At 44.9% G+C, this 14947-nt stretch carries 15 protein-coding genes; 7 read left to right on the forward strand and 8 right to left on the reverse strand.

The genetic code is table 11. The features are described 5' to 3' along the window. Positions 1-87: 87 nt before the first annotated feature. From L0991_17260 to L0991_17275, 4 genes are all read right to left on the reverse strand, one after another. Complete coding sequence (locus tag L0991_17260; protein XGB65276.1) at positions 88-1494, reverse strand: alpha-amylase; 1407 nt, start codon at positions 1492-1494, stop codon at positions 88-90. A gap of 376 nt (positions 1495-1870) precedes the next feature. Next, on the reverse strand, positions 1871-3097 hold the full coding sequence (locus L0991_17265) for a dipeptidase (protein ID XGB65277.1): 1227 nt from the start codon (positions 3095-3097) through the stop codon (positions 1871-1873). A 283-nt stretch (positions 3098-3380) separates the two neighbouring features. Then, positions 3381-4616, reverse strand: a complete 1236-nt coding sequence (locus L0991_17270) for a dipeptidase (protein ID XGB65278.1) — start codon at positions 4614-4616, stop codon at positions 3381-3383. Positions 4617-4895: 279 nt separating this feature from the next. Next, positions 4896-5174, reverse strand: coding sequence for a peptidylprolyl isomerase (locus L0991_17275; protein ID XGB65279.1), 279 nt, complete (start codon positions 5172-5174; stop codon positions 4896-4898). Positions 5175-5387: 213 nt separating this feature from the next. Between L0991_17275 and L0991_17280 the strand changes: the two genes are divergently transcribed. After that, a complete protein-coding gene (locus L0991_17280) occupies positions 5388-6302 on the forward strand; it encodes a chemotaxis protein (GenBank protein ID XGB65280.1) in 915 nt (304 codons plus the stop codon). A gap of 90 nt (positions 6303-6392) precedes the next feature. Here L0991_17280 and L0991_17285 read toward each other — a convergent pair whose 3' ends face one another. The 4 genes from L0991_17285 to hutW form a co-directional block, all read right to left on the reverse strand. After that, the gene (locus tag L0991_17285) at positions 6393-6953 is read right to left on the reverse strand and encodes an ATP:cob(I)alamin adenosyltransferase (GenBank protein XGB65281.1); all 561 of its coding nucleotides are present in this window, start codon (positions 6951-6953) and stop codon (positions 6393-6395) included. Positions 6954-7131: 178 nt separating this feature from the next. After that, positions 7132-7662 carry a heme utilization protein HutZ gene (hutZ, locus tag L0991_17290; GenBank protein XGB65282.1) on the reverse strand — a complete coding sequence of 177 codons (531 nt, stop codon included), beginning with the start codon at positions 7660-7662 and terminating at the stop codon, positions 7132-7134. Between the two features lie 135 nt (positions 7663-7797). Continuing rightward, complete coding sequence (gene hutX, locus L0991_17295; GenBank protein ID XGB65283.1) at positions 7798-8319, reverse strand: heme utilization cystosolic carrier protein HutX; 522 nt, start codon at positions 8317-8319, stop codon at positions 7798-7800. A gap of 57 nt (positions 8320-8376) precedes the next feature. Next, entirely contained in the window at positions 8377-9786 is a 1410-nt protein-coding gene (gene hutW, locus L0991_17300; GenBank protein XGB65284.1) for a heme anaerobic degradation radical SAM methyltransferase ChuW/HutW, read from the reverse strand. A gap of 161 nt (positions 9787-9947) precedes the next feature. On the opposite strand from hutW, the gene L0991_17305 reads away from it, so the two are divergent. The 6 genes from L0991_17305 to L0991_17330 all read left to right on the forward strand — a co-directional run bounded on the left by L0991_17305 (position 9948) and on the right by L0991_17330 (position 14837). Then, positions 9948-10742, forward strand: coding sequence for an energy transducer TonB (locus tag L0991_17305; GenBank protein XGB65285.1), 795 nt, complete (start codon positions 9948-9950; stop codon positions 10740-10742). Between the two features lie 2 nt (positions 10743-10744). Then, positions 10745-11446, forward strand: coding sequence for a MotA/TolQ/ExbB proton channel family protein (locus L0991_17310; protein XGB65286.1), 702 nt, complete (start codon positions 10745-10747; stop codon positions 11444-11446). Beyond that, entirely contained in the window at positions 11443-11856 is a 414-nt protein-coding gene (locus L0991_17315; protein XGB65287.1) for a biopolymer transporter ExbD, read from the forward strand. Before L0991_17310 ends, L0991_17315 begins: the two co-directional genes overlap by 4 nt. 164 nt (positions 11857-12020) lie before the next feature. Continuing rightward, complete coding sequence (locus L0991_17320; protein ID XGB65288.1) at positions 12021-12911, forward strand: ABC transporter substrate-binding protein; 891 nt, start codon at positions 12021-12023, stop codon at positions 12909-12911. A gap of 106 nt (positions 12912-13017) precedes the next feature. After that, a complete protein-coding gene (locus L0991_17325; GenBank protein ID XGB65289.1) occupies positions 13018-14055 on the forward strand; it encodes an iron ABC transporter permease in 1038 nt (345 codons plus the stop codon). Further along, positions 14055-14837: a heme ABC transporter ATP-binding protein gene (locus L0991_17330; protein ID XGB65290.1), complete on the forward strand. Its 783-nt coding sequence runs from the start codon at positions 14055-14057 to the stop codon at positions 14835-14837. The genes L0991_17325 and L0991_17330 overlap by 1 nt, the downstream gene beginning before the upstream one ends. The last annotated feature ends 110 nt before the right edge of the window (positions 14838-14947 follow it).

Genomic DNA, 14947 nt, shown 5'->3' on the forward strand with positions numbered 1-14947 from the left:
CTAGATTCTTAGCTTCAAATCAAAAAGGCCCGCTAACTCACACGAGTAGACGGGCCTTTCTTTTAATCTCTTCTCAAAGTGGGCCGATTAACTGTTCACAGGCTCGGGGTCATTGGTTGTCAGCATCATGCATTGATTGGATTCAACCTTGATCGTTACTTTGCTATCAATGCAATCAATTACTTTACCTGACAGCAAGTCCGTTACAGGTCCAGTCCAAGAGAACGATGCCGTTTTGCTTCGCTTAGACTTATTGATCACTACAATGCCTTTGTCTCCACGAACAAACACCATCAAGTCATCATTGGCCTCAACCACACGCATCGCTTCACCATGAACATGATTGTGGAATTGAATCATGCTTTTCATGTATGGCGCTTGCCAATCATTGAGCCAACGAGGCTGGCCATGTTGATCCAGAATACCACTGGTGCTCAGCTCACTGTATATAAGCGGCACACCGCCATCGCGACCAAGAATGAAAGCGTGAGCAAGACGTTCATCAACTTCATCCATGATATGTTCCAAGAACACATCATTGTTTGGGATATCATGGGTCACAGCAAAAGTGATGGCTCTCATATTCGATAGAGCTTGGCCAAAGCAGTAAGGGTTGATCAAAGACTTAAAACTGCCCTGCTCTTCAAACGCTTTATAGATAGTATTAAACAGTGGAAAATCGTAAGCGCCTAAACGAGTGTGCTTTAGGTAGGGCTCGAGAAATAGTTGGTACTCTTCCTCCGTCGCGCCACCATCAGTGATAATTTCACCAAAGATATGCATTTCTTCACAGATATCATCCGTCCACACTTTTCTCAGGTGTGACAGTGTCATGTGTTTTGCAGCATCAATACGAAAGCCCTTCACACCAATCGCTTTTAGAGCTTTTAAATACGCTCGCTGCTGCGCGACCACATTGTCGTTATCGAGCAATGTTGGTAGGCCTGGATCACTGGCTCCCCCTGTGATACGCCCGTTTTGAACTTCCCACGTATCTTTCCAGTTTTTGATGCCGAACGCTTCTACAAAGTCATTTTCATCAAAAAGTGGCTTAGACAGATCACCAAACAACCGGATTGATTCATAGTATTCAGGATCATTTTGATAAGACGTCAGATCTTGTTCGTTTGGATACGTTAAATCACTACGGATACTAGATTCATTCGCCATGTGGTTGAATACCACATCGACATAAGTACGAAGGCCGTGCTGCTTAAGCGTCTTCACCATCGCAATAAAATCGATCGTATCACCGAGCTGGTTATCAATCATACGATAGTCTTGTGGCTGATAACGTTGCCACCACTGAGTTCGAGACGCTCGATCGCTGCCTTTAGGGGCGCGTAGTGATTTCATCGCTGGTGAAACTAAAACCGATTTATATCCCAACTCCTGAATCAGTGGGGCGTTCTTCATTACGTCAGCATAGCACCAGTCAAAAGCGTGCAAGATAACATCTGTCGCTGGATTGCTTAACATAGCTGAACTGTCCATGTTGTTCTCCTACCAAACTCGTTTACAGCTTTTTAGATAAGAAAGGTAAAGGCAAAGCTGTTTAAATGTCCTCAAGAATGGCATTTATTATATGAGTTACTCATTAAAACCCCTCCTCCTCCTAGTAATTACTCGTGGTGGATGATGAAGGGCGTAGCATTAATTATCGCATAGCGTCTGGGATGAACACTCAGCCATAATCCAATTAAATTTATCAAAAAGTCACAAAAAAGGAGCGTATATACGCTCCTTTTATTCCATCTAATACATATCTTACACTAGGTTCTATTAAGATCTTTAGTCAGATGTTCAATAGAATGCTCAGCTTCAATCACTGATCAAATATCGTATTTGCTACCTTATTAGGCAACACGTATTACTTCCAAGTCTGTGCGTACACACGCATGAGGTTACCACCAAAAATTTTGGCTAGGTCTTCATCCGAATAACCCATTTTCCAAAGGCTATCTACAACCCCTGCCATGTGTTTGGAAAGCTCTGCACAGCCTGTTGCACCTTGGTTAAAAGCATTCACCATATAGCCGTTATCTGCATATTTCGTTGGGTTTGCTTGAACAAAAGGCACCACTTTTGAAACTGTCATCATATCGTCTGTCGCGATACCAACATGATCAACACCACCCACTTTAACTGCGCCATCGATCATCTCTGCGAACTGTTGCGGAGTAATATCTTCCGGCCAAATACCATCTAGCATCCACTCAGCGGCAACAACCGAAACCACACCGCCCATATCCGCGACCGTTTTTACTTGTTCGTCTGAAAGTAATCGGTAACAAGCGGCAAGGCGATAATCAGGGTCACCTTTTTTGAGGTCGTTTTTGGCCATGCGTTGCTGTGTTTCTTCAAGGGTTTCATGAGGTTCACAGTTATACGTAGACGCTACAGGAGAGTGAGAATAAATAACAGGGACACCTTTATGGTGTTTTTGCATGTAGTCTGTAATGTCGCTGGTTGTGTATGGTGATGTATGGGAAAGATCCACCGTGATACCATGCTTGACCATCTCATCGATTACTTCTTTACCAAAATCCGTCAAGCCCGTGGTGTCACCATTCAGCATTGAGATAACCCCAGAACCCGTGAGCTCAGTTTCGTTATAGGTTAGCTGCATTGTTTTAACACCATACTCAGCCATCACCGCAACGTTTTTAGCATCACCATCGAGCGGCATAGTCGTTTGCGATGACCACATAACCGCATATTCCCCATTATCGTGGGCTAGTTGAAAGTCTTCTACGCTTTTCACGTAGCGAATAGGCGTCTTGGCGGAAGAAGTAGCCTTGGTCCATTTCCCATGCTCGGATTTAAACGCAAGTAAGTTGGGGGTATTTGGGGCAGCAATGGTCGCGGAAGCGCCAGTAATACCGCGTTCGTGAGCTAAATCGATGTAATCAGCAACTTGCGAGTCCTTGATAAAACCAGTACCGCTTGGAGAAGCGTAAAAGTCTAAGACAATATTATCTTTAACAAACTGTTTAGCTTTGGGTGATGCTTCGTCATACCAGTCTTTTGTCTCAATTGACGCAAACGAGCTGGTCGAAGCCAAACCAATGGCGGTAGCAAGTAAGAGCTTTTTCATAACGTATCCTTGTTTGTCGGTAACCTATCTATAGGTCTGTATCAATCCATAGTTCCAAATCTGAGCACGATGCATCCGTGGCTGAAATGCCTCAAAATCTGATAGAGAGTAAGCTCAAGAGGAGAGTCTCTAACAAAGGTTATTAGTCTATAACTTTCATAAGTTTAACTAATAAAAAATAGCTTAAACAATACGATGTATAAAGAAAAATTTTTATTCTGTTTGATTCAAACCGTAGTAGCTGAGCAGAATAAAAAGACCCGCATTCAGCGGGCCACAGTCGTTAAGCTTTTGGTGTCCATGTTTGCTCATAAACTCGCATCAAGTTGCCACCGAACAATTTAGCAAGGTCTTCATTGGAATACCCCATCTCCCACAAAGCATCAACAACGCCTGCAATATGCTTAGATAACTCAGCACAGCCTGTTGCTCCTTTGTTGAACGCATCCACCATGTAACCGTTATCAGCGTATTTATCGGCATTAGCAACGGCGAAAGGCACTACTTTTGCTGTTGTCATCATGTCATCAGTCGCAATACCAACATGGTCAATACCAGCCACTTTTACTGCACCATCAATCATCTCTGCAAATTGCTTTGGAGTGATGTCTTCAGGCCAAATACCGTCCATCATGAACTCAGTCGCGGTTACAGCAACCACACCGCCCATCTCTGCGACTGTCTCAGCCTGCTCATCAGAAATTAATCGGTAACACGCAGATAAGCGGTAGTCTGGATGTTCTTTTTGTAGGTTCTTCTCTGCCATGCGTTGTTTCGTTTCGCTCAACGTTTCATGAGGCTCACAACCATAAGTCGATGCGATCGGTGAGTGTGAATAGATAACAGGCACCCCTTTGTGATGCTTTTGCATGTAGTCTGTTATGTCTTGTGTCGTATAGTGGGAAGTATGCGATAGATCGACAGTAATACCGTGTTTCACCATCTCATCAATGACCTCTTTACCAAACTCAGTTAAGCCCGACTTATCACCGTTGATCATCGAGATAACACCAGAACCAGTCAGCTCAGTTTCGTTATAGGTTAGCTGCATAGTTTTAATGCCATGTTCGGCCATCACCGCGACGTTAGATGCATCCCCTTCCAAAGGCATGGTTGTCTGGCTTGCCCACATGATCGCGTATTCGCCGTTTTCATGAGCGAGTTGGAAGTCCTCAACGTTCTCAACATATCGAATAGGTGTTTTCGCCGAAGATGAAGCTTGAGTCCACTTCGCATGCTCAGACTTAAACGCCAGCATATTAGGTGTGTGCGGTGCAGCAATCGTCACTGAAGCGCCAGTCACACCACGCTCATGTGCAAGGTCGATATACTTAGCAACGTCAGAATCTGACGTGAAACCTACTGCACTAGGTGACGCGTAGAAGTCCAATACAATGGTTTCTTTGGCAAACGCCTGCGCTTCTGGTGAAGCAAATTCATGCCAATCTTTTGTCTCGATTGATGCATTAGCAACGGTAGATAGGGATGCAATTGTTGCTGCAAGAAGTAATTTTTTCATGACATAGCCTCTACATTATTTAGCGGTTAAGTGCTCAGTTGATGTAGAGAATGATAAAGCAGCCTGACATTCGAAATGTGCATTTCGCGACATCCGCGATTTGTATTTCGGTTTTGAATCGAATGACTTTAGGTATGGCTTGGCAGAATAAAGAAGGGGCGAGTTTTGAGTCAAAAGGAAGGAAGAGAAAGTGAGTTAAAGTTGAGGGTTTAACTCACTGATAACCAAATTTAAGACGCTAGTGAAACGTCTTAAAGTGTCTTGGCGGGTTCTTAGTGACTATGTTCTGTAAAGAACCTTAACCACGTGCCAGCCAAATTTCGTTTTAACAAGATGTGGGACCAGCGTCTCGCCAGAGAAACAAACCTTATCAAACTGAGGCACCATCTGCCCCTTACGAAACTCACCTAAATCGCCACCCTTTTTACCAGATGGGCACGTTGAGTATTTCTTCGCTAGCGTCTGAAACTTAGCGCCTTTTTTAAGCTGCTTGATGATGTCTTCTGCTTGTTCTTTGTGCTTCACCAAAATATGAAGCGCTGCTGCTGTTCTTGCCATGATAACTCTCAGTTTGTTGCAGTCTGCTTGCCGACCTATTTCATCGACAGCGAGTATTTTGCGTGATTTTAACCCAAGCGCTACCATTCTTCACTCAATAACCGAAAACAACCACCTTAAAGCCCCTAAAAACCGTATAGTTACTTGCCGCGGCTGTTATTTACCTTTAAATTATTCTTTATAAATTAAGCGTATAGTAAACAGGAGCCACTTATGGCCAAACCGATAAGTAAAGCGAGTCAGTCACAGGGAATGTTGATGTTCAAGCTGTCCCTCACTCAAAGTTTTGCTATTGGCACGCTTAAGGTCAGGGAAATTGTCCCTTTTCAGCCAATGACCCAAATCCCCTATTCTCATCACCATGTGATTGGCACAGTGACCATCCGCGAGCTCACTGTCCCTGTCATTGATATGTCTGCCGCGATAGGCTTTCGTCCGATCACTCCGGCTGAATACCAAGATTGCGTACTCATCGTGACGGACTGCTTGAGAACCGTAGTCGCATTTTTGGTTCGCTCAATCGATAAAATCATCGAATGTGATTGGAAGAGCATTGAATCGCCACCAGCAAGCGTAGGACGAAATGTGTTTGTGACGGGCATTACGCGCTTTGAAGATCGTATCGTACAGATGCTCGACGTAGAGTTGCTGCTCTCCAAGATCTACCCTGATTACGAGAACGCACAAATCCCTATGCTGACGGATGTTGAACGAGAACGTCTAAAAGCACTGAATATCTTATTAGTGGATGACTCTTTGATTGCGCGTAAGCAGCTGTCTGATGCTCTAGACAGCATCAACATTCCTTACAGTATTTGTAACAACGGATTAGATGCGATCGACCTAATGAGACGCCAAGCTAGCGTGGGTAATGCGGTCGACCTGTTAGTGAGCGATATTGAGATGCCAGGACTCGATGGCTATGAGCTTGCATTTGAAGTACAAAATGACAGTGCACTGAGCCATGCCTATTGTATTTTGCACACTTCACTATCGAGTGAGATCTGTGTGGATCGTGCTAACCAGGTGGGTGCCCATGAAGCACTTGAGAAATTCAATGCAGGTGAATTAATCGAAGCCATGCTGCGTGGCGCAAAAGTCTTAAACAACGCCTCTACGACCGCTTAAACTCTATCTTAGGAGCTAAACCATCATGCTTGATGGTTTAGCTTGGAAACTTCATAGACTTTCATCGATTAATCAGAACAGGACTAAACGTTAGTCTTTCTTTTTAGGCATCGAGCTTTTTGGCATAGAATAGCTCTTACTCACAAACTCCACTTCCTCAACCTCATTGATATGATTGGTATAAGACGCCAAGGCATACAGAGTGTTCGCGACTAAGTTAGCGTATTTAAAAAGAATCGGATCCGGCGACTTTTTACTTTCATGGTGCTCAATGCTCACCAAAGCGCGAACAACTTTCTTCGCCTGACAACGGCACAAATGAAGTTCGCTCGATACTCGATGCCCGCCAGGCAAAACAAACCCTTTGAAGCCACCTTCTAACTGCTCGCGAATACAGTGGTAATCTTGCTTAAGCTCGACCAATTCGGACTCAGAAATCGCTAGCTTGCCACGCACCGAGCCATTCAAGTGGTAGATGTTCGGCTGCAGGCGTTGCAGGATCTCACGAACTTGTGGTTCTAACTCTAGAGACAGCACCAATCCAATTCGGCAACAGAGTTCATCCGATAGAATCTCAAAATCACAGATAGGACTGTCTTCATAAATAAATGGATAACAGAACTCGTCCCAATCTCGACTTACTGGTTTCACGTGGCGATCCTTACACATAACTATTAATCAGACGCCAATATAGCAAACTCTTTAGCTGAGTCTGCTTTTATCATCTCAACGGCACTCAATTTCTTGGTTTACTGATGAAATAGCAGAGACAATCAAACGAAAAAAGCCCTCCGAAATGGAGGGCTTCTTAGTAATCCTATAAATGGAATTACTCGTTCGATACTTTTTTGTGACCTTCTTGCAGGTGAACGAAGTCAACTAGGTCATCACCAGACACTTGGTACGCTTGACCAAAGCCTTTAACGAACAGGCCGTTCTCTGCTTTCAAGTTGAATAAGGAGAAATCTTGAAGTTGGCTCAAGCCATCAATGATCTCGCCAAAACGCTCCTGCATCTGGCCAATCACTTGAGTCCAAAGCTCTGTTTCACGCTCAACAACACTTGCTTGTGCATCAAACGTTAAACGCTTACGCGCGTAAAGCTGCTTTGAGCTCTCTTCATCTTCAATCATCATTAAAGAAACTTGTGGGTTCGCTTTCAAGTTACGAGCGTGACGAGCAATATCAGAAATTAGAACAAAGTAACCTTCTTGGTTTTGAACGAAAGGCGCGTAGCTCACGTTCGGGCGGCCCTCTTCGTCAACCGTTGCCAGTTGAAGGGTACGACGCTCTTGGCGAAACTCTTTAATTTCTGGACCTAGGCGACCTTGTAGACGTTCTTGTTTTACTTGTTGTTCCATGGGTAATTCCTTACTTCGCTTTCTTTGATTTATTATGTTTGCTCGAGGTTGAGCGACCCTAGTGGCGATTTACAACGACCATTAATCTATGTGGTCCTCGAGCATGAATGTTTTATTAACTGCTGCTGATTTTTCTTAAGCTTGTTCTTTTAGTGCTTTGAAGCGTTCTACTTGGTCGGCGATAAGCTCACGCTTTTCATTGCGGCCTAGGTAAATCTTGAAAATGTTCTCACCCGTTTCACTGAAGAAACCAAAGTAATGGCTTTCACGCCCCATGAACGCTTTGCTCACCAAACCGATGTGTTTGATATTGTCTAACTTAAGGTGACCGTGAAGCTCACCATCTTTACCCATCAAGTTGTAGTAGCCACGCGCTACTTTACCTTTCGGGAACGGCGCCTTTACTTCAAAGATAGATCCAAATGAGTGCACGATCGTGGTCACTGGTCCCCAACCCACTAAGCCTTCCAAAATTTCTTGAGCACGGCTGCCATCTAGCATCACTGCCATGTCGTTTGGAAAAGCAGCGACGACTTCAACCTCTGAAACGCCCAGCTTCTCTGCAATAGCAGTTGGCAGCAGTTTTGGTTCTTCTTCTAGGATGTGCGCGACACGTTGCTCTAGAGTTTCGGTTACTTCTAATGTTGTATCTGTCATTGGATATATTTCCGTATAAATAAGTAATTACGTAAGTTATAAAATGAAAATTCGATATTAAGCGTGCTTCAAACTTGCGTGTGGATGAACACCCGCTGCGGCTGCATTCGGAGCCGGGTTCGCAGCCTGATACTCGGCGTTAAGCACTTGAATAACACTCTGAGCTAGGCTTACTGCCCAAAAGCTGCCAGCGATAGTAAGACTCAGATAATCTTCTGAAAGCTCAACCAAACCATTCTGTTCCCAATGTTCGAATAGAGGTTTCAGGTAATCGAAGGTGTCTTGCCCCATAAAACTTGGAAGTGTGCTTCTTCTAACCACACCAGAATCAAAGCCGGCCTTTAATGTGGAGAACGTAGGTTCCAAGGCACTCTGTTTGGTCATCATGGCTATTGGTAATTGCCCTTGCTTAATAGACTCCATGTAGCTGTCTAAAGTTCGATGTTGCATCACGCCGTGACCACCGATATTGCCACCAGCACCACAACCAATAGGCAAAACCTCGGCATAGGTTTTCGCCAAACTGTTGTAAATGCTGCGTTCACGGTTGTCGCGAGTCCAGTGATTGACGCTCAGCTGTTTAACCTTGTGCTTAGCCATGAACTCAACACCCGCTAAATACATGCTTGCTTTATCTGGCGTATTAGCCGGTGGTGGGATCTTCCCTTTCTCAACCAGATTAAGCATAGGAGCACTGCCCCCAACAATCAGTTGGTAAAGGTCAATACCGTGTGCCCCCGTCGACATGTAGTCTTCCAGATCTTGTTGGAACACATCCATCGATTGATACGGTAGTCCATACAGTAGATCGAGAACGATCGGTGCTTGCTCAGTGCGGCTTAAAGAGCTGATACGCTCTAGAACCACTTCACGGTCATCTAAACGTTTCGCGCTGCGTCGTACTTTGGTGTTAAAACTTTGAATACCAAATGAGAATCGGTTGAAGCCGCCTTCAAGTGCACTATCAAACATGTCATCACCGAATCGGTTGATGCGCCCTTCTAGAGTCATTTCAACATCATTGGCGAGTGGGAAGTATTGGCGAATAGCCTTGCCTAATAGCTCGACTTGTTTAGGCGACAAATCGGTTGGAGTTCCCCCACCGATATAAACGGCATGAAACAACCCAGACTGTGCCCATGGTGTTTTGGCTTTTTGCTTGAGCTCGACCATCAATGCATCGAAATACTCGTCTACCAATTTGCGACTTGCCGCATTTTGGAAAAAATTACAGAAAGTACAACGCACGCGACAAAAAGGAATATGGATATACAAGCAACGCTTATCCTGTTTTTTCCCTTCACTCAGCATCAGTTCATCAAAGAGCTCCAACTTCTTGCTCGGATCAACCGGAATAGAGCTTCCTCCGGCGTGTGCAGAATGCTTTTTGGCAAACGCAAAACGAAGCGGATCAGGGCTAGAAACGCCCAAGATTGATTCGTCAAATTTATAAATATTAAGACTCATATAATCTCTCTAAACACTTACATAGCAAAGTCTGGAAGACTATTCGCTAAAAACTGAGAGAATCATAAATAGCCGCAAATGATAATGCAATTGATAATTGATCTTATTTAGATTCTAAGCAATAATCCGGTACAGAATTTAGATTTGGTAAAGGATTGAAAGTGAACGTTCCTAGGTATGTTATTGCAGGCGGTACATCGTTAGTGATTCATGCGGCGCTATTATTTGTCGCTCAAGAATCCAAAGTATTTGCGATGCCTGCAGGTAGCCAATCGAACACGGTATCGATCAACTTCACTCCGAAGAGCACACCTTCTCAAGCTCAACAAAAAACGGTCACCGAGCCCGTTGAACCAGAACCAATAAAAGAACCTGTTGCAAAGGCAGAGCCTAAACCAGTAGAGCCAAAAGCTGTTGAGCCAAAACAGGCTAAACCAACACCTAAGAAAAAGGCGATCACCAACAAGCCACAGCCAAAGAAAGTCGAAAAGAAGCCGGTTCAAAAAAAGCCAGTAGCTGAAAAGAAGGTCGTTAAGAAAGAGCGCCCTAAGCCAAAAGCAAAGTCAAAACCTACGCCACAACCAGAAAAGTTAGCCGACAAGAAAGTCGATAAAAATATGGACGAGTCTGCAAACCAGCCTCAGGAAGTAAACCAAGGCCTATCAAACAAAGAGCCCGTATTAATCACGAAGCCATCATTTTCTTCTCGCCCTACACCGCCGAATTACCCTCGCCAAGCACGACGTCGTGGTATCGAGGGTGTAGCAACTTACGAGATCTGGCTAGACGCTGAAGGTAAACAAGTTAAACAAGCATTAGTAAATTCATCAGGCGCACTGATGCTCGACAACGCCGCATTAGAAGCCATTAAACAATGGAAGTTCTCACCTCACACTGTCAACGGCCGAGCAATCGCTCACCGTGTACAAATACCTGTTCGTTTTAGGTTGGATTAATCATGCAACAAATCAGTTACTTACAAGATCAACTTGGCTTAATGACTTGGCCGCTTCTCATCTGTTCAGCACTCACGGCAATGATCATCGCTGAGCGAATCTTCCAAGTCATGCTCAGCATCGGTGTTGGCAAACGTGCGATTCGCCGCGAGCTCAACCAAATTTCACCGACTAACAGCCAAGAAATCGAAGCACTTGCTCATTCAATTTCAGGTAAAAGACCTTTGCTCTACAAAGGTGTCTCTATGCTGCTCGCTCACCACTCATTTTCAAAAGGGTTACGTGAAGATGCTGCTGGCATTTGGCTTCAAGAAAAACGCCACCAACTGCACGCAGGATTAAGACTGTTGGGGTTAATTGGTGTTATCAGTCCACTTATCGGCCTACTGGGTACAGTACTTGGGCTTATCGAGATGTTTAAAGGTGTTGCAGCGACAACAGGCAGCATCACACCCAATGATTTGGCAGATGGACTTGGTTTAGCGATGAGAACAACCGCAGCTGGCTTGATGATTGCTCTACCTGCTATCTCTGGTGCGCAACTGCTCGGGCTATGGGCGGACAGAGTACTAGCGCAACTTGAACATACTCTGAATTACGTAAATGTGTGGCTAGAAGGCATGTCGATTCAAACGAACCAGTCTGGCGATGTAAATCATACGTCGGCAAACCAAGCCTCTGTGGGTGATGTGAGCCAAGCATGATTAAAACGCCAAACTCGTCCCATACGCAGAGCCTAACTCCAGACTTAACGCCGCTGCTCGACATCATTTTTATCGTGATGGTTTTTCTACTACTTACGGCTTCAGTAAAGCTGGAGTCACTTGAAGTTGACCTACCCAGTTCAGACGTCAAAAACGTTTCAGAGGTCCACAAAGATTCGATTAGCGTCAATATCTTAGACCATGAACCATACTGGGCTATCAACGGGAAAGAGTACATTGACTGGGAAAACTTCAAGATCGCCTTGCTCGAAGAGACAGGCTCAACGGATAAAAAGCCAATCATTATCGGGGCCGATAAAGCTGCCAACGTTGAGAACTTAGTGAAACTTCTGTCTTTCCTTCAAGAAAACGGAATTCCTGCGACTCAGTTGCTCACTGACGATAACTAGAAAACACGACAGTTAGAACAAACCAATATTCAGAGGGCTTGGTCCTTGGTTACTAAGACCAAACAGCCGGAGCCGAGTCTCTCTATTGATTAGAAACTCACAATGCGAACGGACTGCTCACTGAGAATCTTCGCGATACAAAAAGACAGTATAAAGACATTATTATGAACAATTTAAACGTGCTCAATAAACTAAAGACCAAGACTTCTCTCTTTTCATTGGCAGCAATGAGCTTGGCTCTTAGTGCACCAACCGCAATGGCTAACGACATTGAACAACCGCGAATCATCAGTGCTGGCAGCGCCGTTACAGAATTGGTTTTAGCGCTTGGCGCAGAAGAACAATTGGTTGGCATTGATGTGACCAGTCGTTTCCCTCAATCTGAAAAACTGCCTAAGATCGGCTACCACAGAAACCTATCTGCTGAAGGTTTGCTTGCTCTAGAGCCAACCACACTGATTGGTTCTGATGAGATGGGACCGGACAACGCAATCTCTCAACTGAAATCTGCGGGCGTCGATGTCGAAATCGTTAACACTGAGGCTAACGTGGAAGGGCTACTAAAACGTATCGACCAAATCGCAAAGATCACACACACTGAAGATCACTCACAGCAAGTTAAAGCCGATGTGAATCAAAAGATTGCAGCACTTAAAGCCAATCAAGTACCAAATAACCAAGCCAAGAAAGTACTGTTCCTATTGCTGCACGAAGGTCGTCCTGCCAACGTAGCGGGTGGTGAAACGTCACCAAATGCAATCATTGAATTGGCTGGCGGTATCAACCCAGCAGCTCAAAGCCTTACATCTTACAAACCATTATCAATGGAATCGCTTGTCGAGATGCAACCTGATGTCATTTTAGTGAGTGGCCGCAGTTACCAAAAAATGGGCGGCGCTGATGCGATTCTTAAGTCGTTACCTATGTTAGCGGCAACCCCTGCAGGCATGAACAAGCAAATCATCACTGTAAATGGCAGCGCTTTAGTGGGCGGACTTGGTCTGGAAAGCCTTTCTGAAGCGAAGCGACTAAACGCACTTATCTATCCGCTATAACTCGACTACCTATTCCAACTATTGCTATAGCCTAGCTCCATCACCAATCCTTTAGAACCATGTTGGTGATGAGCTTTCTGGCTAGTAATAGACATAGAGGCCCTTTATGTTGCTACGATCCGTCCCCCTAAAAACAACGATGTTAGGCCTAGGTACAACCCTAGCCTTTGTCGCGCTGTACTCAATCACTGTTGGGCCAATGAATATTAGTTTAATGGACAGCGCAACGAGCTTAATTCGTCCAAACAATGACTTAGCGCCTCACATCAATTTAGTCATTCAAGAAATACGACTGCCTAGAACCATACTATGCATGCTAATTGGTGCCATTCTCGCACTATGCGGTGCCGTCATGCAGGGGCTATTCCGTAACCCACTGGCTGAGCCTGGCATCATTGGCGTGTCTGCCGGTGCGGCCTTAGGGGCTGCACTAGCTATCGTTCTGTTCTCTGAGCTTTCACTTCAATATCCGGCATTCATGAACTTTGCCGCAGTACCTGTATTTGCTTTTTTGGGTGGCGCTCTAACCACATTACTGGTTTACAAACTTGGTACTGGCAAGTTCGGAACTTCAGTAACTATCATGCTGTTAGCGGGTGTCGCAATCAGCGCACTTTCAGGTGCAGGGATAGGCTTCTTAAACTTCATCGCTGATGATCAAATGCTGCGTGACCTTTCGCTATGGTCGATGGGCTCATTAGCTGGCGCTAAATGGTCGGGGATTATACTTGCTGCAATTACGCTCGTTGGACTGTTCGTCATTTTTTACCGACAAGCGATGTCTCTGAATGCCCTACTCCTAGGTGAATCAGAAGCGCAACACCTGGGTATTCCAGTTCAAAAACTTAAACGACAGCTTATTCTGCTGACAGCAGCGGGTGTGGGTATCACGGTAAGCCTATCTGGCATGATTGGTTTTATCGGACTGGTTATCCCACATTTAGGTCGCATGTTAGCGGGTCCTGATCATCGAGTTCTGTTGCCTTTATCAGCGGTACTAGGCGCACTACTGTTAACAGCGGCAGACATGTTCTCACGCGTTGCTCTTGCCCCAGCAGAACTACCAGTAGGTATTGTCACTGCGATTATTGGCGCGCCCTTCTTCTTGTACCTACTATTCCAACAGAAAGGGAGAATCCTTTAATGTTTCCTGCAGCGTTAAAAGCGACCGATATTGAAGTAAAGTTCGGCAGCAAAAAGATACTAGATAGCGTATCCATAGAGATTGAAGCAGGAAAGGTCACCACGCTGCTTGGCCCAAATGGAGCAGGCAAAAGCACACTACTCAAAGCCTTGTGCAAAGAGATATCCAGTAGTGGTGACATTCAGTACTTTGGGCATGCTAAAGACAAATGGCCTTCACACAAGTTGGCTAAACATCTGGCTATGCTTCCTCAACACAGTACGTTAACTTTCCCGTTTCTGGCGCACGAAGTTGTTGAACTTGGTGGTATTCCACTGCAAGAGTCAAATAAGACGCTGACCAACATCGCGAACCAAAAGATGGACATCGCCGATGTATCTCACTTAGGAGAGAGGCTTTATCCCTCTCTTTCCGGTGGTGAAAAGCAGAGAGTTCACTTGGCTCGAGTACTCACTCAACTCCACCACTCTGGCGACCAATGCATCTTGATGCTTGATGAACCCACCTCTGCATTGGATCTTGCCCACCAGCACAACACGCTAAAGATCGCGAGAGAACTTGCAGACAATCATAATGCAGCCGTTATCGTGGTGTTGCACGATCTAAACTTAGCGGCTCAGTATTCCGACCGATTGGTGGTATTGAAAGATGGTAATTTAGTGTGTGATGGCAGCCCTTGGGAAGCGCTCAAGCCGTCAATGATTGAAGATGTTTATGGATATAAAAGCATCGTAGAAAAGCACCCGACGATGAGCTTTCCTCAGGTACACCCAGCACAATAAATTCAATTTAGATCCTGCTCATTTTTAGCACCCGCCACTAATGACAATTAAATCACTATAAGCCTCGATTTTATCGAGGTTTTTTTATTGGCTCATAGCCTCTCTCTCGC

It is taken from the genome of Vibrio chagasii, assembly GCA_041879415.1.
Classification (GTDB): domain Bacteria; phylum Pseudomonadota; class Gammaproteobacteria; order Enterobacterales; family Vibrionaceae; genus Vibrio.